This is a genomic window from Streptomyces sp. NBC_01198, from assembly GCF_036010485.1.
Taxonomy (GTDB): domain Bacteria; phylum Actinomycetota; class Actinomycetes; order Streptomycetales; family Streptomycetaceae; genus Actinacidiphila.
Genome location: NZ_CP108568.1, coordinates 1322769 through 1342423, shown reverse-complemented (window position 1 = coordinate 1342423; position 19655 = coordinate 1322769). Strand labels below are relative to the sequence as shown.

19 protein-coding genes and 2 pseudogenes are annotated in these 19655 nt (G+C 68.9%); 13 read left to right on the top strand and 8 right to left on the bottom strand.

The genetic code is table 11. From position 1 onward, the window contains the following. Positions 1-68: 68 nt before the first annotated feature. The 4 genes and pseudogenes from OG702_RS35380 to OG702_RS05960 all read left to right on the top strand — a co-directional run. Positions 69-195: pseudogene (locus tag OG702_RS35380) on the top strand (IS701 family transposase); the annotation flags it as partial. Positions 196-689: 494 nt separating this feature from the next. Next, positions 690-1232, top strand: coding sequence for a GNAT family N-acetyltransferase (locus OG702_RS05970; RefSeq protein ID WP_327287832.1), 543 nt, complete (start codon positions 690-692; stop codon positions 1230-1232). A gap of 774 nt (positions 1233-2006) precedes the next feature. Next, positions 2007-2303 (top strand): hypothetical protein, encoded by a 297-nt coding sequence (locus OG702_RS05965; protein WP_327287830.1) that lies wholly within the window; start codon positions 2007-2009, stop codon positions 2301-2303. A gap of 579 nt (positions 2304-2882) precedes the next feature. Continuing rightward, the gene (locus tag OG702_RS05960; protein WP_327287829.1) at positions 2883-5642 is read left to right on the top strand and encodes a multifunctional oxoglutarate decarboxylase/oxoglutarate dehydrogenase thiamine pyrophosphate-binding subunit/dihydrolipoyllysine-residue succinyltransferase subunit; all 2760 of its coding nucleotides are present in this window, start codon (positions 2883-2885) and stop codon (positions 5640-5642) included. Between the two features lie 311 nt (positions 5643-5953). Here the strand turns inward: OG702_RS05960 and OG702_RS05955 are convergent, their stop codons facing one another. Both OG702_RS05955 and OG702_RS05950 read right to left on the bottom strand, forming a co-directional pair. After that, positions 5954-6571: a TetR/AcrR family transcriptional regulator gene (locus tag OG702_RS05955; RefSeq protein WP_327287828.1), complete on the bottom strand. Its 618-nt coding sequence runs from the start codon at positions 6569-6571 to the stop codon at positions 5954-5956. Between the two features lie 88 nt (positions 6572-6659). Beyond that, positions 6660-7157 (bottom strand): Rrf2 family transcriptional regulator, encoded by a 498-nt coding sequence (locus OG702_RS05950; protein WP_327287827.1) that lies wholly within the window; start codon positions 7155-7157, stop codon positions 6660-6662. 122 nt (positions 7158-7279) lie between these two features. Here OG702_RS05950 and OG702_RS05945 point away from each other — a divergent pair, with 122 nt between their 5' ends. Together OG702_RS05945 and OG702_RS05940 are read left to right on the top strand one after the other, a co-directional pair. Beyond that, the gene (locus OG702_RS05945; RefSeq protein ID WP_327293102.1) at positions 7280-8041 is read left to right on the top strand and encodes an SDR family NAD(P)-dependent oxidoreductase; all 762 of its coding nucleotides are present in this window, start codon (positions 7280-7282) and stop codon (positions 8039-8041) included. Between the two features lie 738 nt (positions 8042-8779). Further along, positions 8780-10414: a cellulose-binding domain-containing protein gene (locus OG702_RS05940; RefSeq protein ID WP_327287826.1), complete on the top strand. Its 1635-nt coding sequence runs from the start codon at positions 8780-8782 to the stop codon at positions 10412-10414. Here OG702_RS05940 and OG702_RS05935 read toward each other — a convergent pair. Further along, positions 10360-10704 (bottom strand): cellulose binding domain-containing protein, encoded by a 345-nt coding sequence (locus OG702_RS05935; protein WP_327287825.1) that lies wholly within the window; start codon positions 10702-10704, stop codon positions 10360-10362. The two genes, OG702_RS05940 and OG702_RS05935, sit on opposite strands and share 55 nt — an antisense overlap. 72 nt (positions 10705-10776) lie before the next feature. After that, positions 10777-11589: a poly(ethylene terephthalate) hydrolase family protein gene (locus tag OG702_RS05930; RefSeq protein ID WP_327287824.1), complete on the bottom strand. Its 813-nt coding sequence runs from the start codon at positions 11587-11589 to the stop codon at positions 10777-10779. A gap of 247 nt (positions 11590-11836) precedes the next feature. Here OG702_RS05930 and OG702_RS05925 point away from each other — a divergent pair, with 247 nt between their 5' ends. Genes OG702_RS05925 through OG702_RS05915 form a run of 3 tightly spaced genes read left to right on the top strand, consistent with a single transcriptional unit; the run spans position 11837 to position 13026 of the window. Continuing rightward, positions 11837-12004, top strand: a complete 168-nt coding sequence (locus OG702_RS05925; RefSeq protein ID WP_327287823.1) for a hypothetical protein — start codon at positions 11837-11839, stop codon at positions 12002-12004. A 6-nt stretch (positions 12005-12010) separates the two neighbouring features. Further along, positions 12011-12742: a hypothetical protein gene (locus tag OG702_RS05920; RefSeq protein WP_327287822.1), complete on the top strand. Its 732-nt coding sequence runs from the start codon at positions 12011-12013 to the stop codon at positions 12740-12742. Beyond that, positions 12739-13026 carry a hypothetical protein gene (locus tag OG702_RS05915; protein ID WP_327287821.1) on the top strand — a complete coding sequence of 96 codons (288 nt, stop codon included), beginning with the start codon at positions 12739-12741 and terminating at the stop codon, positions 13024-13026. The genes OG702_RS05920 and OG702_RS05915 overlap by 4 nt, the downstream gene beginning before the upstream one ends. 80 nt (positions 13027-13106) lie before the next feature. Here the strand turns inward: OG702_RS05915 and OG702_RS05910 are convergent, their stop codons facing one another. After that, positions 13107-13298, bottom strand: coding sequence for a hypothetical protein (locus tag OG702_RS05910; RefSeq protein WP_327293486.1), 192 nt, complete (start codon positions 13296-13298; stop codon positions 13107-13109). On the opposite strand from OG702_RS05910, the gene OG702_RS05905 reads away from it, so the two are divergent. From OG702_RS05905 to OG702_RS05890, 4 genes are all read left to right on the top strand, one after another. Further along, positions 13278-13631 (top strand): Ig domain-containing protein, encoded by a 354-nt coding sequence (locus OG702_RS05905; protein ID WP_327293101.1) that lies wholly within the window; start codon positions 13278-13280, stop codon positions 13629-13631. The two genes, OG702_RS05910 and OG702_RS05905, sit on opposite strands and share 21 nt — an antisense overlap. Next, positions 13564-13818 (top strand): cellulose binding domain-containing protein, encoded by a 255-nt coding sequence (locus OG702_RS05900; protein ID WP_327287820.1) that lies wholly within the window; start codon positions 13564-13566, stop codon positions 13816-13818. The genes OG702_RS05905 and OG702_RS05900 overlap by 68 nt, the downstream gene beginning before the upstream one ends. A 711-nt stretch (positions 13819-14529) precedes the next feature. After that, the gene (locus OG702_RS05895; RefSeq protein WP_327287819.1) at positions 14530-16299 is read left to right on the top strand and encodes an arabinofuranosidase catalytic domain-containing protein; all 1770 of its coding nucleotides are present in this window, start codon (positions 14530-14532) and stop codon (positions 16297-16299) included. Positions 16300-16578: 279 nt separating this feature from the next. After that, complete coding sequence (locus OG702_RS05890; RefSeq protein ID WP_327287818.1) at positions 16579-17073, top strand: DinB family protein; 495 nt, start codon at positions 16579-16581, stop codon at positions 17071-17073. 39 nt (positions 17074-17112) lie between these two features. Here the strand turns inward: OG702_RS05890 and OG702_RS05885 are convergent. The 3 genes and pseudogenes from OG702_RS05885 to OG702_RS05870 form a co-directional block, all read right to left on the bottom strand. Beyond that, positions 17113-17181 (bottom strand): annotated as a pseudogene (locus OG702_RS05885) (SRPBCC domain-containing protein); the annotation flags it as partial. 352 nt (positions 17182-17533) lie between these two features. Next, positions 17534-19249 (bottom strand): cellulose binding domain-containing protein, encoded by a 1716-nt coding sequence (locus tag OG702_RS35375; RefSeq protein WP_442814309.1) that lies wholly within the window; start codon positions 19247-19249, stop codon positions 17534-17536. A 103-nt stretch (positions 19250-19352) separates the two neighbouring features. Then, a complete protein-coding gene (locus tag OG702_RS05870) occupies positions 19353-19634 on the bottom strand; it encodes a hypothetical protein (RefSeq protein WP_327287817.1) in 282 nt (93 codons plus the stop codon). Positions 19635-19655: the final 21 nt, after the last annotated feature.

Below are 19655 nucleotides of genomic sequence, written 5' to 3'. Positions count from 1 at the left end.
GGGGACGGCTCGATGCGTGACCACTGAACCGTTCGGGCGGATCGGCGGTGATGGATGCGGGATTACGTCGCGGCGTGTTGGGCCCCGCAGCGCGCAAGAACGGCTGGCAGCTTGCCGAATGGGAGGTCACACCGCACTCCTGACGGTTTCCAGAGGCTCTTGAACTCGAGCGTGTGGGGCTGCGAGAAAGTACGGTGCTTCAGCCCTTCGGCGCGTCGGACAGGTCTTCGGCATATGCGCCATGATCCAGGACGCGGACTGCGCCAGCCGCCAGCCGCCAGCCGCCAGCCGCCAGCCGCCAGCCGCCAGCCGTCCGGTCGGCACCCGGCGGCGGTCAAGTCCCGCGAAGCTACCCACGGCAGCTCTCGCGCCTCGACCTGCTGGTCGTCGTAGAGGATCGCCTCGTAGGTCATCCGCGCATCCCGGAGCGCGCTTCTCTGCTGCCTCCAGCTCCTCTACCGAACTTCCCATAGGTAGGGGCCCACACCTGTGCGGTGCTCGACCTGGAGCCTGGGCGGCATCGCCCAGGTGAGTGTGAGTGTGCCGAACTCGGCTGGGAGTTGGCTGGACCAAACGCCGTGACCGCATGGGCGGCGCGTGCGGCGCGGGACCGGTTCAGTGAGGCGGCCCGGTCGAGTGGCGTGGTGACGAGGACTGGCCGCTCAAGGGTGGGGCTCTAGAATGAGCCGATGGTGCGTTCTACCCCAGTCAGTCCGTTGTCTCTGCCGCTCTCAGACGGAGTTGTCGTCCTGCGGCTGCGTCGTGTTTCCGACCTGGATGCCATCTCAGCAGCGAGCTACGATCCCGAGACTCGTCGTTGGCTCGATGACACACCGATGGACGAAGCGGCTCGCAGTTCGAGCATGACCCGGGTCGAGGAAGCATGGCGGAGCGGGCAAGCAGCTCCACTAGTGGTCGCAGACGCTGGGACAGATGAGGCTGTCGGGATCATTAATCTGCAGTTCAAGGATGATGACGTTGCGACTATTGCCTACAGTGTGTTCCCTACCAGCCGCGGCCGTGGCATCGCGCCGCGGGCTGTACGGCTGCTGACGGATTGGGCCCTGGGTGACCTCGGATTGACCCGACTCCTTCTTGAGGCCAACGAGGCCAACACCGCTTCGCTGAGGGTTGCTGAGAAGTGCCAGTTTCACCGGATCGGCAGCCGTACCGAGCTGGACGCGGCAGGCCACCAATACACGACCATCGTCTTCGGCCGCTGGGAGCCGTGAGCCCGGCGGCCTCTTGCTGGGCTGATCGCGGTCAGGGCTGAGGGATCAGTCCTGTTGGAGTTTCGCGGCCGCTCCAGCCGCTCCGAATCATCAAGGTCGCGCAGCAACGTCAGCAGATCCGCTTCGCTCTCGGCCGTGCGCTCATCTCGCCGCGACACCCGCTCGCTGAAGGACTCGGGGCATCATCACGCCCGCTGTTCGCCCGATGCGATCGCGCGGCCGACATCGGCCGCGGCGGCTTCGGCCAGGGGCAAGCTGCGAGCGAGGGACATGGCGTCGCGAGGGATCAGCCCACCGGGCCAGGGCGACTGACTCGGATTGGCAGTAGCCCTGGGCCTGCGACTTTCCCAGGCGGGGAGGCAGGTGGGCACGTCGTTTTTGAATGCTTCCGACAGAGCACCGAGCGGCGCTCCAGTCACGGTTGTCGCTCCGGCATCCCGTTCTGGCTGGACGGCATCGGGTCGGGGCGTGCGGCGACGGCTTCGCGCAAGAGGGGCGCTTGGAGTAGAAGGTGTGGTCTATTGCCCAACCCCTGGCGGCGAGGTAGGCGAGCAGGCAGCTGTCGATGCGATCCATCCCGCTGAGGACCTCCTGCTGGTCGCGGTCGAGACCAGTGCGCGAGCGGAGGTATTCCAGTTCGCACTGGGAGAGGACCACTTCGGGTGCTGACTGAAGGGAGCAACGGTCGAGGAGGATCCCGTAGACGTGCCCCGTGCGCATCGATTCGCACTGGATGTCGCAGCGGACGCGCTGGAAGGCCGGCATGGGCCGCACTTGGATGCCCAACTCGTCACTCAGGTACGCCTCGAAGCGGTCGGGGGAAACGTCGAGGCCTGGGATCGGCTCCTCACGGCGAGCGAAGGCGTCCTCGGTGAACCACTTTCGCTTGAGCACGTGCCCGGCTGTGGCGGTGGGGATGATGGACGCATAGCCGTTCTCGGATTCGCGACCGCTAACGTCGAACACATAGTTCTCGGTGTGGTGGATCTGGAACTCCTCCCGGTACTCCGGTCGGCAGCCTTTGTCGGGGCGTACAAGCACCAGGAGACTGCGCAGTTTGTTGCTCGGTAGCTGCTGGAGCAGGCCGGCGAGGATCGCGCGGTCGGTGTCGGTGAAGGGTGGGCTTGCCGGCCTGACGTTCCAGAACGAGGAGCTGATGACGCAGAGCCAGGATCTCGATGTCCTTGTCGCGACCGCTCATCGTCAGCGGGCGCAGAGACGCGAAGGCGCTGGTCGCGGCGAGGTAGGCCAGGCCTAGCAGCACGACAGACCATGATGCCGCCCATGCTCCGGCAGGTGAGCGATCAAGACCCTGGCCTGCGCGGAGGATTATCGGCCCCGCACGGTCTCCGTGACGCCAGCACGCTCGCGGCGACACGCCGTCGTGGGATCAAGAGATGACCACTACTCGATACTGAGATAGTCCACACTCTGGCTTGAACGGAACGAAATCGTTTCGTATCGTAGGGGCAACGGTCCGAGACCTCGGGTTCGTGCCGGGTTGCCGCTGTCGCGTCGTCCACGTTCGGCGCGGCCGTGTCAGCCGTGCTGCTTGGACGCACCGCGCTCAACGTCGCAACGCTGGAGATGACGCGATCCCTGCACTACGCCGCGATGGTCTCCGTATGAGGAAAGAAGGCGTTCTGCGCCGTGTTGTCACCATCAGACCGTGCTCCCTCGGTTCCACACCCCGGGGAGTTCGGCATCAACGAGTGGTTCGTCGACGAATTCCGGGAGCGGTATCTCCGCGACCCCGACTCCGTCGACCCGGTTTGGCGGGAGTACTTCCGGGCGTCCGCAGCGACGAGCGAGGTCACAAAGGGTGGCGTCCCGCTTGAGCACGCCGCAGCGACAGCGGGCGGGGCGGACGCCGAACTCGTGGTCAAGGCGGTGCGGGTCGCGGCGCTGATCCACTCCTACCGGGTCCGCGGGCACCTGGTGGCGGCCACCAATCCCCTCGCGGCGGAACCGTCGTCCGGCCATCCGGACCTGGAGCCGTCGGGCCACGGCCTGGTCGCGGCGGACGCCGCGCGGGAATTCCCCGTCAACGGCTTCGCTGGATGCGGGAGCATGACGCTGGCCGAGCTGCAGGGCGCACTTCGCGACGCATACTGCGGGACTACGGGCATCGAGTACATGCATATCCAGAGCCCGCAGGAACGGCTGTGGATCCAGCAGCACGTGGAGGGTCCGCAACCGCGGCACGGACGTGCGGAGCAGTTGCGGATCCTGCACCGGCTGGGCGCGGCCGAGGCGTTCGAGACGTTCCTGCACACCAAATACGTGGGGCAGAAGCGGTACTCGCTCGAGGGCGGGGAGTCGGCGATCGTCCTGCTGGACGCGCTGCTGGCATGTGCTGCGCGGCTGGGCACGCGCGAGGTGGTCATCGGGATGGCGCACCGGGGGCGGCTGAACGTGCTGGCGAACATCGTGGGCAAGCCGTACGCGCAGATCTTCGACGAGTTCGAGGACGCGGTCGACATCCGCTCCGCCCAGGGCTCCGGCGACGTGAAGTACCACCTCGGGGCTGCCGGCACCTTCCACACCGCGGACGGCCGCGCGGTCGCCGTGTCCGTCATGGCGAACCCGTCCCATCTGGAGATCGTGGGGCCCGTGGCGCAGGGGGTCGTGCGGGGGCGGCAGGATGCCGCGGATGACAGCCACGGGCCGCTGTCAGTACTGCCCGTCGTGGTCCACGGCGATGCCGCCTTCGCCGGCCAGGGCGTGGTGGCCGAGACACTGAACATGTCGCAGCTGCCGGGCTATCGCACCGGCGGAACGGTCCATGTGATCATCAACAATCAGTTGGGGTTCACCACCGCAGCCGCCGGCGGGCGATCCAGTACGTACGCGACCGACGTCGCGCGGACCGTGGAGGCCCCGATCCTCCACGTCAACGGAGACGATCCCGAAGCGGTCGACCGGGTGGCGCAACTCGCGTTCCGTTACCGCGGCGCGTTCGGTAAGGACGTCGTCATCGATCTGGTCTGCTACCGGCGTCACGGGCACAGCGAGGTCGACGACCCCTCCATCACCCAGCCGGCCATGTACGACCGCATCGCCGCGCGGTCATCGGTGCGGCAGCTGTATGCCCAGTCACTGCTGGGTGCGGGAGTCATCGGAGAGCAGGAGGTCGAACGTGCCCGGCAGGATTACCGGGACCGTCTGGACCAGGCCTTCGCCGAGACCGCCGGTGCCTCCTCGCCCGACGGCGCGCCGGAGCCGGTCCGCGTTGCGGGTGACCGAGCAGCCAGCCCGGGCGCGACAGCGGTCGGCGAGGCGACACTTCAGCGCGTCGTGGCCACCCAGATCACAGTGCCGGCGGGCTTCACCACGCACCCGCGCGTTCTGCCGCAGTTGCAACGACGCATCGCCATGCTGGACGGCGGCCAAGTCGACTGGGCCACCGCTGAGGCCCTCGCGATCGGGTCGCTGATCCTCGACGGGGTGCCGGTACGGCTGGCCGGGCAGGACTCCCGCCGGGGCACCTTCGGCCAGCGGCACGCCGTCCTCACCGACCGCCGCACCGGCCAGGAGCACACCCCGCTCAACACCCTCGGCCCGGGCGCGGCCCGCTTCACTCCGTACGACTCGCAGCTGTCCGAACTGGCCGTGCTGGCCTTCGAATACGGCTATTCACTTGCCCGGCCGGAGGGCCTGGTGCTGTGGGAGGCGCAGTTCGGCGACTTCGCCAACGGCGCCCAGATGGTGGTCGACGAGTACGTCTCCTCCTCGGAGCAGAAGTGGGGCCAGCGCTCCGGCGTCACACTGCTGCTACCGCACGGCCTGGAAGGGCAGGGGCCAGACCACTCCTCGGGCCGCCTGGAACGCTTCCTGCAGTTGTGCGCCGACGACAACATGACGGTGGCCAACCCGTCGCTGCCAGGCAACTACTTCCACCTGCTCAGGGGACAGGGCCTGGCCGACCGGCCCAGGCCACTGGTGGTCTTCACCCCCAAGTCCATGCTGCGACTGAAGACCGCGGTCTCAGGCCTGGCGGAGTTCACCGGCGGCTCCTTCCGGCCGGTCCTCCCCGACTCCACCCAGGACCCCCGCAGGACCGAGCGGGTGCTGCTGTGCTCGGGCAAGGTCTTCTACGACCTGGACGCGCACCGGCGTGCGTCGGGACAGCCCGGGACCGCAATTGTCACACTGGAGCGGCTGTATCCGTTTCCTAGTGACGAACTGGCGGCCGAACTGTCCAGGTACCCGTCCGGCGTCGAGGTGCGCTGGATCCAGGAGGAGCCGGCCAACCAGGGCGCGTGGACCTTCGTGGACCCCCGGATCGCCGACCTGCTCCCCACACCTGTCGAATGTGTGAGCAGGCCGGCCGCCTCCGCTCCCGCCGTCGGGTCCGCTCGCCGGCACACGGCAGAACAGCAGGACCTCGTCCGCCGGGCTTTTGCCTGACACGCCGGGAGGCCAACCCTGACATGGCCACCCGACGTGGGGATGCCGCGTCGGGTGGCCATGTGGACCGTTGCACCCTCGACTGCTCCACTGGCTGCACCCCGGTCGCTGTCGTGGTCCGCCCGCATGGCCTGCGCAGGCTGACGCGGGGGCCCGCAGCGACCTGTCGCCGCTCGCCGTCCGCAGGCCCGGCGCCTCGGCGGCGCTGGAAATCGCCGTGACGTCCCCGGCGAAGTCAGAAGTTCATCGGCTGTACCAGCACGGCGGAACAGCCGTCAGGAAGCGCAGCACGAGCACCTTCGGCAAGGTCGTTATGCGGGGGACCGTTGTTTGAGGCCGGTGAGAAACGTGTGGACGATCGCATCGACGGGCGGAACCGGGTGCCCCGTCGGCTGGACGTTCACGACCCCGCCTACGACGGTCGAAATCATCATGTTGACTGCGGAGAGCGTATCGATGTCCTCACGAAGCGTGCCTGCGTCCACCTCGCGTTGGAGGAGGCGCGCGAGGTCGACGATGCGTGGGGCGATGAAGTCCTCCGTGTAAAGACGGGTCGCCTCGGAATAGCGGTCGTCGGAACCGATGAGCCGACACCACGCGCGACCTACCCGTGTCGACGTCAAGCGCTCGTTCAGGTTGGTCAGGACGGTGACCAGCGTCGAGAACAGTTCGCCGTCGGCATCGATAGGGGGCGGCACCTCGGCATGCCCCATGGCGTAGGCAACGAGTCCTTCCTTGCTGCTCCAGCGGCGGTAGATGGTCGGTTTGCCGACCTTGGCTCGCCGGGCGATGTTGTCGATGGTGAGGCCGGCGACACCCGATTCGTTGATCAAGTCGAGCACTGCATCGACAAGCGCCTGCTCCGCACGCTCGCCACGGGCCGACACCTGTACCCCCCCGCCCGAGGCGTGCTCGTTCGTGTTCGGCATACGAGTCAGCTTAGCCCGGCGCCGATGCCGCTTGGCTGTGGCCGAAAGGCGAGGTCATCCCGACGGAACCGCGGACACCGACGCGACACTACCGCAGGTCAGGCACCGAGATCCTGCTGTAGGACTGGCCAGTAACGGTTTCAGCAGACGCCTCGCGAGATGCCGCGAGGACGTCCCGGAGTACGTCCTCCAGCGTGACGCGGGCCAGCTCGTGCCTCAGGGTCTCCTCGATGTGCTCGTAGATGCCCTGCATCGCTGGCTTTATGCCGTAACCCACCGCACACCCCTGGTCTGGCGCTGCACGGTGCAGCGCGAACAGCGGGCCGGGTTCCACAGCCTTGTAGACGTCGAGCAGGGTCATCGACTCCAACTCGCTCGCCAGCGACCAGCCTGCACCCGCGCCCCGCCGAGACTCCACGAGCCCCGCCGCGCGCAGTTCACCGAGCAGCCGCCTGATCACCACGGGATTGGTGTTCGCGCTGGTCGCGATCTGCTCGGAGGTGGCGACATCGTGGCCCTGGCGCTGGTAGAGGCCGATCCAGGCCAGCGCGTGGGCCGCGATGGTCAGCCTGCTGTTCGCGCTCATGACCCCTCCACCTCTCCGTCGTCTTACTCAAACGCTACCAGAGAGTCGTAACAGGACTAGTTGCGACTACCTGATGTAACAACTATCGTTGCGACTGTTGGAAGGTGTCAATCAGCGAGGTGATGAGAATGAACAAGCCGCTCACGGGGAGTGTCGCCCTGGTCACTGGAGGATCTCGTGGACTGGGAGCCGCTACTGTACGGATGCTGGCCGAGCAGGGCGCCGACGTTGCGTTCACGTACGTCAACTCCGAGAAGCAAGCGCAGGGGGTCGTCGACGAGGTCCGTGCAGAAGGAGCGAACGCCGCCGCCTTCAAGTCCGACCAGGCGGACATGAGCCAGGCGCCGGCGCTTATCGACAGCGTAGTCGCCCGCTTTGGCGGCCTGGACATCCTCGTCAACAACGCCGCGATCTCGCCGGAGCAGGGTCGCACGGTGGACGACCCTGAGGTTGACACTGCCGCACTGGACCGGATGCACGCCACCAACTACCTCGGCGTGATCGCCATCATCCGGGCCGCCGCTCGAGTGCTGCGCCCGAACGGCCGAATCATCTCGGTGAGTTCCGGACTCGGCACCCGGGTCGGCGTCCCGGGCCTTGCCGACTACTCGGCCACCAAAGCGGGGATCGAGCGGTACACCATGGGCGTCGCGCGGGACCTCGGACCCCGGGGCATCACGGCCAACGTCGTGGAGGCCGGGCTGATGGAGAGCGGAATGGAACCGCCTGACCCCGACACTCTCAAGGCCCTTCTGAGCTCTCTGTCCCTGCAGCGCATGGGTCATCCCGACGAGATCGCTGCGGCGATCGCCTTCCTGGCCGGTCCCTGCGCGTCATACGTCACGGGCGCGGTGCTAGACGCCCACGGCGGGTACAACGCCTGAGCCAGTATCCGGCCACCTCGCGGCCGGCCTCTTCGGCGGCCGTTTCGGCTGTTTGGGCGGGTGGTGGCAAGGGCGAGGGCCTGGCTGTCGCGTCGGACGGGCTCGGTAGCCGCTGCCGGCTGGGTTCGGTCATGGTCGAGCCGATCTCTTCGGACCTTTTTCCGTCACGGCATCGATTACTACCGTACGGCGCCGGTCCCCGCGACGAATTCCGCCGCGTGGCGATTCCCCGGCTTCGTCCGGCGGCATGGCAAAGGTCACCGCGCAGCTGCGACGCCCTCGAAGAGGTCGTGGAGAACGGCGGTCCTCCGGCCGCCACCGCGACCACCTGGGCACTCCGTTGCCTATGCGGCGCCCGGGTTCGGGAGCGTGTGCGATCGGCCGGCCGCCGGCGGCCCCGGGGTTCTGGAGGGCGGGTCCCGAGGCGCGCGGGGCAAGCGACCCGACCGCGCGGACCGGTCCGGGAAACCGCCGTGCACTATCCCTTGACCCCCCCTCGGAGCACTCTTATGTTAGGCATTGAGAAAACCGTTGCTCGTTTGCGCAACGGTTCGTGCCGTGCACCGGAAGACGCGATGCCGCAGGACGGGCGGCCTCCTGCCGACGGTGCTCTGTGCCGTCGTCATGCTCAACCCCCCACCCCATCCTGGAGAGCATTTCGTCATGCGTGGATTCGCGCATCACCGACCCGGCCTGTCGCTGACAAGCGCCGCCGGGCTGGGAGCCGCAGTATTGGCCGTGGCTTCCGTCGTGTTCACCGGGTCGCCGTCCGCTCAGGCGGCCGCGTCCCCGTCCACGACCCTCGTGGTCAACGCCAACCAGGTACTCCGGCCGGTCACCCATGTCGCGACCGGCTCGCTGTACGGACTCGCCAACGCCAGTACGCCGGCTGACAACCTGGTGCAGGCGATCAAGCCGAACACCTTCGTGCAGAAACCGCAGGGTGGCCATCAGCAGGGGACCGGCGACGTCCTCACGGTGGCGCCGAAGGCGGCCAGGGCCGGCGCGAAGGTCGTCAACCGGCTCTCGGACTACTACGCCGGCTGGCCCTACCAGTTCAGCTGGAGCAACTGGCTGAGCGTGGTAGACGACCAGATCGCCCAGACCAAGGCGTCGGGGATCACCAACCTTGCCGCGTACGCACCGTGGAACGAGGCGGACGGGACCTGGAAGACCGCCAACGGCACCTTCGAGGACTTCTGGACCAGGACCTACCGCGAGATCCGCTCGAAGGACGCCACGACGCCGATCCAGGGGCCGAGTTTCTCGGACAACATCGGCGACATGGACAACTTCCTGAAGAACGCGGTCGCCACCAACACCGTGCCGGACATCATCGCCTGGCACGAGCTGATCCGTTCCTCCAAGATCGCCGGTGACGTCGCCACGGTGACCGGTCTGGAGAACAAGTACGGCATCAGCCCGCGGCCCATCGCGATCGAGGAGTACGCCGCACCGTCGGAGGTGGGCATCCCCGGGCCGCTGGTCGGCTACGTCGCCAAGTTCGAGCGGCTGGGCGTACACGACGCGGAACTGGCCTTCTGGAACCAGTCAGGAGCGCTCGGCGACCTGCTGACCGGCCAGGGCGGCAGCCCCAACGGCGCCTACTGGCTCTACAAGTGGTACGCCGACATGAGCGGCTCGATGCTCACCACCACCGCCCCCGCGCAGACCGGCATCGACGGAGCAGCCTCCCGTAACAGTGCGGGCAACGAGGTCGATGTCATCTTCGGCGGCGGGTCCGGCGACTCGGCCGTACAGGTGAACGGCCTCAACTCGCTCTCGGCGTTCGGCTCGACCGCGCACGTCAAGGTCGAGTACACCCCCTCCCGCGGCCGGACCACCGCCGTGTCCGGACCCACCACCCTGGCCGAGTCCAACTACACGGTGAACAACGGCTCCATCACCGTCCCGGTGACCACCAACACGACTGACGGATACCACCTGGTCATCACCCCGGCCACCGGTGGCGGAACCACGGGCGGGACGACGACCGGCGGGACGACCACCGGCGGCACCACGACGGGCGGGACGACCACGGGCGGCACCGGCTCCGCGTCCTGCAAGGTCACCGTCACCCCGCAGACCTGGACCGGCGGCTACACCGCCAACGTGACCGTGGCCAACACCGGCTCCGACGCCGTCAACGGCTGGAAGCTCGGCTTCACCCTCCCCGCCGGGCAGACGATCACCGGTGCCTGGAACGCCACGGTCAGTCCCACCAGCGGCCAGGTCGCCGCCACCAACCTGTCGTACAACGCCCAGATCCCACCCGGCGGAAGCCAGTCCTTCGGCTTCCAAGGAACTGACACCGGCACCTACAGCCCGCCCTCGGGCTTCACCCTCAACGGCACGGCCTGCACCGCCGGCTGAACCCCAGTGCCCGGGCGCGACCGCGCCCGGGCACTCTTATGCCCCGCGTCGCCCACGCGGCGGACGGGCCCTGGAGGACCGTCGACCGGCCCCCCAGGGGCGATGGTGGAGTTGTAGCTGAGGTTGGTGGCCTTGACGGTGTTGCCGGACTGGGTGACAGCGCCGTTCCAGGCGCTGGTCACCTTCTGGTCGCCGGGAAAGGAGAAGCCGTTGACTGCGCCCGCCCCGTTGTTGCCGACGACGACATCGGCGGTGAAGCCGCCCGTCCACTCGTTCCTGGTACAGGCCACGTGACAACTCCCCCCGGGGCCACCGGTGGTCGTCCCGCCGGTGGTCGTCCCACCCGTCGTGGTGCCCCCGGTCTAACCGCCCGGCGGCGGCACGTAGGGGCACGTGGGCCGGTACGCGGAGACACCGCTCGGATCGGGCAGGCTCGGGCACAGGAACTGGGTGTAGCGGGTGTCGCTGTCGAGGAAGACCTTGAGCCAGGGGATGAGAATCTTCATCTCGACGTTGTTGGCGTGCGTGTAGTAGACGTGGTCGGCCCCCGCGATCTGCGCGAAGGCGCGCTGGGTGCCGGCCGGCAGCGTCCCGTACAGGCTGGAGAGGTACGAGGGGGTGACCGTGGCGTCGTTCTGGCCCCCGATCACCAGCGACGGGACGTGGTCGGTCGACATGCTCAGGGCGTTGCCGGGGAACCCAGGCGCCAGGCCGATCATGGCGCGCAGCGACGGCTGGCGTTCGGCCGCCCTGATGGCCCCCGCGCCGCCCGCCGAGTGGCCCAGGACCGACAGCCGGTCGGGGTCGAGCCGGTCCTTGACCGGGCTCGCCGTGGTCAGCCAGGCCAGCGCCGACAGGATTTCGGAGGCACGGGCGTTGTCGTCGTCGGACCGGGAGTTGGTCTCCACCCCCATGACGACGAACCCGAACGAGGAGAGCCACGGGCCCATCCAGGCTTCCTCGTTGGCGAACAGGGCGCTGTAGCCGGGCACGATGGCCAGAGCGCCCCAGGTCCCGAGGCTGGTGTCCGTCGGGTAGTAGACCGTACCGCCGTTGAAGCCGTTACCGGGGGACACGGTCAGCTGGGTGGTGGCGAACGGGCCGCGGTTGGCCTCGATCATGGCGACCGTCGGGTCGGGCCCCGGGTCGGGCCCCCGCTGCGCGAACGGTTTCACGGCGCAGCTCAACCGCAGGCGACATCATGCCCGACCGGCTCTCTCCCGGCCAGGTGAACATCCCCGGCCTGTCGGCGATGACCTCGGCGTCGAACTTCTCCGGCATCCTGGACCTGTACAACGGGGTGCTGGTCGAGCAGGGCGGCGGGATGACGCTGCGGGCCTGGGTGGCCGCCGGCAAGGACGAGTTGGTCATCGACGTGACGGGCGCCAACCCGGGCACCCGGCAGACCGCCACGGTCGGCCTGTGGAGCGGCCGCAACCCGACGGCTCTGCCTCCGGCGCCGTCGCCAGCCTGGCGCAGACCTGGTCGGACAACTCGCAGACCGGCCACTCCAACCAGACGTTCGGGGCGATGGCCGCGATCACCGCGGGCGGGTCGAACGTGTCGGCCTCCGTGGTGAACTCCGCCTAGGTGCAGGTGGCGTTCAACCCGAACAGCGACGGTTCGTACCGCGTCGTCGTCGCCTCGCCGTCGTGGACCGGCGGCAACGCCAACTCCACCGCGTCCACCCTGATCGGATCGGACACCACCGCGAGCCGGGCCTCGTTGCTGGCCACGCAGTCCGCCTGGTGGCACAACTTCTGGGCCGGCAGCGGCCTGATCGAGGCGAGTTCCTCGGACGGCACCGCCCAGTACATGGAGAACCTGAACACGCTGTACGAGTACTTCGAGGCCGGCCTCATGCACTCCGGCCAGTACCCGGGCAGCCAGGCGGGCCTGGCGGACCTGTACAACTTCAACCAGGACCACCAGGCCTGGTACCCGGCCGGGTACTGGCTGTGGAACCTGCGCGGCCAGATCCAGGCCAACCTGGACGCCGGGAACTTCGCGCAGAACGTCCCGATCTTCGACATGTACCTCAACGACCTTCCGGCCATCGAGTCGTGGACCAGCGCGAGCATGAACGGCAAGCCCGGCGCGTGCGTGCCCGAGACCCAGTGGGCGGTGCAGGACCCGACCACGGACATCGCCGCGGACCAGGCGTTGTTCACCGCCACGGTGAGCGCCGCGAGCCTGCTCGGCACCGACTCCTCGCTGGTGTCGCCGCTGCGCACCGCGCTGACGCACATCGAGCCGTACGCGCGCACCGACCAGAACAGCCGCACTCGCTGCTCGGCCCGTCCGCGGACTCCTCGGGCACCGACGTGATCGGCAACTCCTTCCAGCGCACCGCTTCCGTGCACAACGTGGAGAACCTGGGCCTGGAACCGGTCTGGCCGTTCAACCTGATCGGTGACAACACGGTGGTGAACGGCGACAACCTCACCGCCCTGGCGCAGCGCACCTACAGCCAGCGGCCATACGTCAACAACCCGGACTGGACGTACGACTCGCTCCAGGCGGCGCGCCTGGGCCTGTCCTCCGAGGTGGCAGGCGACCTCGCGGCGAGCGCCAAGACGTACCAGCTCTACCCCTCCGGGCTGGCCGCCTGAAGCACGAGCTCGCTGGACGAGCCGTCCATCGAGCACGTCTCGAACGTGGCCGCCACGGTGGACGAGGCATTCGCCACCGACTACGACGGCACCGTGCGGTTCGCCCCGGCGTGGCCGTCCGGCTGGGACGGCTCCGGCCGGCTGTCCATCCAGGGCGGCTCGAAGGCCGGCGTGCAGGTCCAGGGCGGCACCCTGACCACCGCCGCGATCGAGGCCGGCCCGGCAACCAGTCGGGTACGGTCGGCGCGGCGATCACCGGGCTCCAGGTCCACGCGAGCGACTCGGCATCGGGTGAGACCCTCACCTACACGGCGGCCGGTCTGCCGGCCGGGCTGTCGATCAGCTCCTCGGGCCTCATCTCCGGCACGCCGACCGCCACCGGCACATCCCATGTGACGGTCACCGCGACCGACTCCACCGGCGCCGCCGGCTCGGCGACCTTCACCTGGACGGTCGGCGGCGGCAGCCACGGGTGGCGGCGCCTGCCAGGTCGCGTACAGCACGACCAGCGAATGGTCCGGCGGGTTCACCGCCAACGTGACGATCACCAACACTGGCGCCGCCGCGGTCAACGGCTGGACGGTGAAGTTCTCCTTCCCGGGTGACCAGCAGATCACCAGCGCGTGGATCGGGACGGCGACCCGGTCCGGCAAGGCCGTCACGGCCACCAACGCCCCCTACGACGCCGCCATCCCCGCGGGCGGCAGCACTTCGTTGGGGTTCCATGGCACCTTCACCTCCAGCGACGCCGCGCCCACCGCCTTCACACTCAACGGCGCTGCCTGCACCTGATCCGTCGGTCGGCCCATTGCGGGTGCCCTGCCACGTGGTGATGGCGGGGCACCCGCACGCCTCCGCGGTGACCGCGCTCGCCGCCGGTCTCCGGCGGGGAGAAAACTTTTGCTCACCTTGCCCGCGATGTCGCGCGACGAGGGCAACTCCTGGTCCGTATGCGCCATCCCGCAAGCAGACGTGCAGGACCCACCGGCCGGAAAAGCTTTGCGCTGCACGCCCCTTGAGGTACAGGCGGAAGATGTGCCAGTCTCGTTCAGGCATGGCACCGGGGTATCAACCCCGGCAGCCGGCGATACACGCCTGCGACCCCCCACATCGGGATGTGAGCGCTCACTTTCAGGAGTGCCCTCATCCCTCTTCATCAGGAGTGTCCCCGTGACCCGAGGATCAGCCCTGACCTGGTTCCACCATCCGCCTTCCCCGCCGGGTAGTGCGGGGGTCCGGCGCCGGCGACCGGCCCGTCACTGACCGGGTCGCCACCGCCCCATCTCCCGAGTGACGTCCGGGCCGCCTCTGGACGGTCATCCAGCCCGCTCATGAGCCGGCTCACCGTGGCCGGACCTCCGTACCGGCGAGACGGCGGGTGATCGCGGCCCGCCGCACCGCCCGCTCGTCCCCGGCCGGGGACACGGCTCTTCGCCGCAGCCCCGTCCGCCGGTCCTCGGGAGACCGTCGTCCCTGCACGTCAGTCCCCTGAAGGAGGCTCCGATGCACTACCACGCGACTCCCGGGCCTGCCGGCCTGCGCCGCGTCAGACCCTTCGCCGTAATCCTGGTGGCCATGGCCCTGGCGGTGGCCGCCGCGGTCTTCGGCGGGCGGGCGGCCGCGAGCGGCCCGGCCGCGGCCGGGCCGGCCGCCCGCCAGGCCGCCCCGGCCGCGGCCGCCGCCTCTTCGCTGCCGTGCGACATCTACGGTGCGGCCGGTGTGCCGTGTATCGCGGCGCACTCGACGACGCGGGCGCTGTTCGCGGCGTACAGCGGCCCGCTGTACCAGGTCCAGCGCTCCTCGGACCACACCTACCGCGACATCGGCCTGCTGTCCGCCGGCGGCTACGCCAACGCGGCGACCCAGACGTCGTTCTGTGCCAACACCTCGTGCACCATCACGAAGATCTACGACCAGACCACGCGCCACAACGACCTGCCGATCTCCTCCGGCGGCTTCTGGAAGGGCCCCGGGCCCAACGGCTCGGACATCGGCGCCAACGCGTCGGCCCTGCCGGTCGTCGCGGCCGGCCACCAGGTCTTCGGCGTCAAGGTCACCCCCGGTACCGGTTACCGCATCGACCACGCCTCCGGCGCGCCGACGGGCTCGCAGCCAGAAGGCATCTACATGGTGACGTCGTCCAACTACGTCAACCAGTGGTGCTGCTTCGACTACGGCAGCGGTGAGAACTCGCACACCGACACCGGCAACGCGACGATGAACGCGATCTACTGGGGCACCGCCTGCTGGTTCGGCGGCTGCACCGGCACCGGCCCCTGGGTCGAGGCCGACCTGGAGAACGGCATGTACCACACCGGTTCCGGCTCCAACCACGACGCCAACAACCAGGGCGTCCACTTCCCGTTCGTCAGCGCCTGGGAGAAGAACAACGGCACCAGCAACTTCACCCTGAAATACGGCAACGCCGCCAGCGGCGGCCTGACAACGACCTATTCCGGCGCCCTGCCGAAGGGCTACTCGCCGATGAAGACCGACAGCTCCCTGCTGCTCGGCACCGGCGGCGACAACAGCGTCAGCGGCCAGGGCGAGTTCTTCGAGGGCGCCATCACCGCCGGTTTCCCCTCCGACGCCACCGAGAACGCCGTACAGGCCAGCCTCACCGCCGCCGGCTACGGATCGACCACCGGCGCCAACACGATCACGGTGACCAACCCCGGCGCCCAGAGCGCCACCGTGGGCAGCGCGGTCACCGGGCCGCAGATCCAGGCCACCGATTCCGCCTCCGGGCAGACGCTGACCTACTCGGCCACCGGCCTGCCGGCGGGTCTGTCGATCAGCTCCTCGGGCCTGATCACCGGTACGCCGACCACGGCGGGAAGCAATTCCGTGACGGTGACCGCCACCGACTCCACCGGGGCCAAGGGCAGTGCCTCGTTCACCTGGGCGATAACCTCCGGCAGCACCACGGGAGGAACGACGACCGGCGGCACCGGCAACGGCACCTGCCACGTCGCCTACACCACGACCAGCGAGTGGGCGGGCGGCTTCACGGCGAACGTCGTCGTCAGCAACACCGGTACCAGCGCGGTCAACGGCTGGACGGTCGGTTTCTCCTTCGCCGGCGACCAGAAGGAGACCAGCGGCTGGAACGCCACCCTCACCCAGTCCGGCCAGGCCGTCACCGCCACGAACATGAGCTACAACAGCAGCATCCCCGCCGGAGGCGAGACCTCCTTCGGGTTCCAGGGCACCTTCAGCTCCAGCGATGCCGTGCCCACCGCGTTCACGCTGAACGGCGCGGCATGCGGTTGACCGGCTGAGTGACCCCGCTCGCGGGGCAGGGCAGCATACGCCGTCCCCCGCGGGCGGAGCGTCGTCCGGGACGCACCAGAACCGAACTCCCGGTACTCCAGTAGCACTTCGTGGCTTGACCTGGGGAGACGTCGAGCGGTCGGAGTGTGGCGGGCAGAGCGCTGTCAGGGACGGCTGCTGCTCGCGTGGGCGAGCATGGCGAGGGGGGCGCGCCGATCCAGCCGACGTAGCGGCGGACCTCGTACTCGTCGCGGCACGGGTGCCGCTAGAGTCACCTGCATGGCTGAGACTCAGCGACGCCCGGTGCCCCGCAATGACGATGGTGAACTGGACACCGCGATGGCTTTCCTGTCGTTCGCCAGACAGTGCGTGGTGAAGAAGACCGAGGGTCTGACGGAGGAGCAGCTGCGCCGGGTCCTGGTCGAGTCGGGGACCACGTTGCTGGGCCTGGTCCATCACCTGACTCTGGCGGAGCGGTTCTGGTTCGGGTATCACGTGGCCGGCCGGGAGTCGGACCATCCTGGGGAGGTCGGCATGCAGGTGCCGGCGGGTCGCAGTGCCGGGCAGGTGTTGGCCGATTACCACGCGGCGATCGCGGCCAGCGACGCCGCGATTCTTTCGGTCGGGGACCTGGAGAAGTCTGTCGCGATACCGGTCGACGGCACGTTGCACTCGGTGCGGTGGGTCGTTGCCCACATGGGCAGCGAGACCGCCCGGCATGCCGGCCACGCCGATATCCTGCGGGAACAGATCGACGGGACGACCGGGCGCTAGTAGTGCATGGTCGAGTTGCTATGGCTGCCGGTATGTCTGTGCCCACTGGGCGTACTCCTCGGCGGTCGTCCACGCCCGCCACACCTTCGCCGCGGGGGCGTCCAGCATTCGGGTCAGCGTGTAGGGGAAGCCGTCGGGGTTCCAGTCGTCGCTGTGAACGGGCGTGACGGCTGGCGGATGGTCATGTCTGCAGCCGGTGATCACGTGAGCCCCGGGTTCGCCCGTGACGTGCTCCAGCAGCATCGTCTTGGGTCTCCGCCGTCCCTCGCCGGCCGGCGGGGCCTGCTTCGCGTGCTCACCACAGCCCTTTGGCGACGACGACCGCGGCATCGTCGTGCACATGATCGATCCGCGCAGGCCGTCGCCGGACATCGCGCCGCCACTGCCGGTGCGCAACCGGCCTCACGTACAACCGAACGCCGAACACCTCCCAGGACCTGTCGCCGACCGGGCCGGGTGGTCAGCCGGCGGCACAGGCGGTGCCGTTGAGGGTGAAGCGCGCGGGCTGGGCGAAGCTTCCGGTGTAGGTGCCCTGGAAACCGAAGGACTGGCTGCCGCCCGCCGGTATCTGGGCGTTGTACGAGACGTCGGTGGCGGTCACCGCGCCGGAGGAGGGGCTGATGGTGGCGCTCCAGGCGCTGGTGACGGCCTGGCCGGAGGGCAGGGCGAAGGCGACCGTCCAGCCGTTCACGGCGGTGGGACCGGTGTTGGTCACGGTGATGTTGGCGGTGAATCCGCCGGTCCAGGTGCTGGGCACGTAGACGGCTGTGCAGCTCGGGCCGGTGCCGGTGCCACCGGTGGTCGAGCCGCCGTTCGTCGAAGTCCCGCCTGTTGTAGTGCCCGTGGTCGTCCCGGTGGTCGTCCCGGTGGTCGTCCCGGTGGTGGTGGACCCGCCGGTGGTGGTCGTTCCGCCGGTGGTCGTGGTGCCGCCGGTGGCGGGGTTGCCGCCGAAGGTTACGTTGAGGGTGCCGTCGGAGGCGAAGGACCAGGCCAGCGCCCCGCTGTATTTGCTGCAGCGCGACCCGTTGCTGCCGGACCAGAACTGGTTGGAGCTGTCGGCGTCGCCGACGACCTTGTCGTTGGAGCCCGAGCCGCTGCGGCACGAGGTGTTGCTGCGGAAGGTGGACGTGCCCGCGTCGAAGGAGAAGTTGCGCTCGGTGTTGTTGATGCCGACGTTGCCCGAGACCGTCATCGCCCCGGGGTTGCTGTTGTAGGTGAAGCCGTGGTGGCCGTTGTGGTAGGCGATGTTGTTGCGAACGATGTGGTTGACCTTGATGTCCTCGCCGCCGAGCTTGAAGCCGTTGCGGTCGCCGCTGCCGGCTCGGCCGCCGTTGGACAGCGTGCCGTTGTCGTACGACAGGGAACTCTCGATGGTGACCGGGCCGATCGGGCCGGTGTCGGTCTTGGTGTAGAGGTCCCAGCCGTCGTCGATGTTGTTGTGCGAGACGTCGTAGCGGAAGACGTTGCCGGTGCCGACGGTGATCTTGGCGGCGAAGCCGTCCGCGTCCTCGCCGTCGGAGTCGGCGTTGTCGTGTGACTCGGAGCTGATCACCAGGTTGTTGGACGGCCAGCCGCTGAGCGAGGTGCTCGAGTCCGCCCGGGAGATCTGGAGGCCCGAGTCGCGGTTGAAGGCGGTGACCGTGCGCTCGATGACGTTGTTGCTGCCCCCGACGGAGATGCCGTTGTCGCCGGCGTGCTCGACCGTCAGCCCGTACAGGTGCCAGTACGAACCGTTGAGTTCCAGGCCCCGGTTGGCGGAGCTCTCGCTCTGCGCGGAGAAGTTCAGCACCGGGGTCTCCCCCGGATACGCCGAGATCTCCTTGCGGGCAGTGGAGGTGCCGTTGTTGCCTGCGGCGATCGTGACCTTCTGCGCGAGGTTGTAGGTGCCCCCGCGCAGATAGACGGTGCCGCCGGCGGTGATCCGCGTGACCGCTGACGCCAGCGTGGTGGGGTCGGACTGCGAACCCGACGCGCCGGCGGTGCCGGACGGTGCGACGTACAGCGCGTTGCTGTTCACCGCGGGGGCCGCCTGTGAGATCGCGGGGTGCAGCACGGCCAGGCCGGCTGCCGCGACCGCCGCCGCGGCAGCGGCGACGCTGCCCGTACGCAGCCGGCACCGGGCGGGAGCGCCCCCGGAGTCCGGCGGGCAGGCAGCGAGGATCCGAACGTGCTTCATGGTGGCGAGACCTTTCGAGGGGGTGGGTGGGTCCGGGGTGCGACAGGGGCCGCCGCCTTCCCGCCGGACGCGCCGGACGCGCCGGTCCGGCCGGAGGCGGCGGTTACTGCGCCGGGTTCCGGCCGTCGCCGCCCGCGAGATAGGCGGTGGCGGCGCCGGTGACGTCGAGGCACAGGCCGGACTGGACGCCGGTGGCCGTGCCGCCGGCGACGTCCAGGCAGCGCCCGGAACCCGTGCCGACCACCGTGGAGGTGGCCGCCGCGGCGCGGGCGGCGTAATGCCAGCTCACCGCCACCGCCGCGGACATCGCCAGCAGCAGCGCGACGAGAAGGCGCACCGTGCGGGTGGCCGGTGACGTACTGGGAGAGCAGCGAGAACCGTTCATCACGCCTCCATTGGTGGAGCG

Bases quoted from the DNA above. Each gene is read 5' to 3' on its own strand.
- OG702_RS05895 (WP_327287819.1), top strand. From the start codon at position 14,530: ATGCACTACCACGCGACTCCCGGGCCTGCCGGCCTGCGCCGCGTCAGA.
- OG702_RS05950 (WP_327287827.1), bottom strand. From the start codon at position 7,157: ATGAGCGCGAACAGCAGGCTGACCATCGCGGCCCACGCGCTGGCCTGG.
- OG702_RS05945 (WP_327293102.1), top strand. From the start codon at position 7,280: ATGAGAATGAACAAGCCGCTCACGGGGAGTGTCGCCCTGGTCACTGGA.
- OG702_RS05870 (WP_327287817.1), bottom strand. From the start codon at position 19,634: ATGAACGGTTCTCGCTGCTCTCCCAGTACGTCACCGGCCACCCGCACG.
- OG702_RS05890 (WP_327287818.1), top strand. From the start codon at position 16,579: ATGGCTGAGACTCAGCGACGCCCGGTGCCCCGCAATGACGATGGTGAA.
- OG702_RS05970 (WP_327287832.1), top strand. From the start codon at position 690: ATGGTGCGTTCTACCCCAGTCAGTCCGTTGTCTCTGCCGCTCTCAGAC.
- OG702_RS35375 (WP_442814309.1), bottom strand. From the start codon at position 19,249: ATGAAGCACGTTCGGATCCTCGCTGCCTGCCCGCCGGACTCCGGGGGC.
- OG702_RS05955 (WP_327287828.1), bottom strand. From the start codon at position 6,571: ATGCCGAACACGAACGAGCACGCCTCGGGCGGGGGGGTACAGGTGTCG.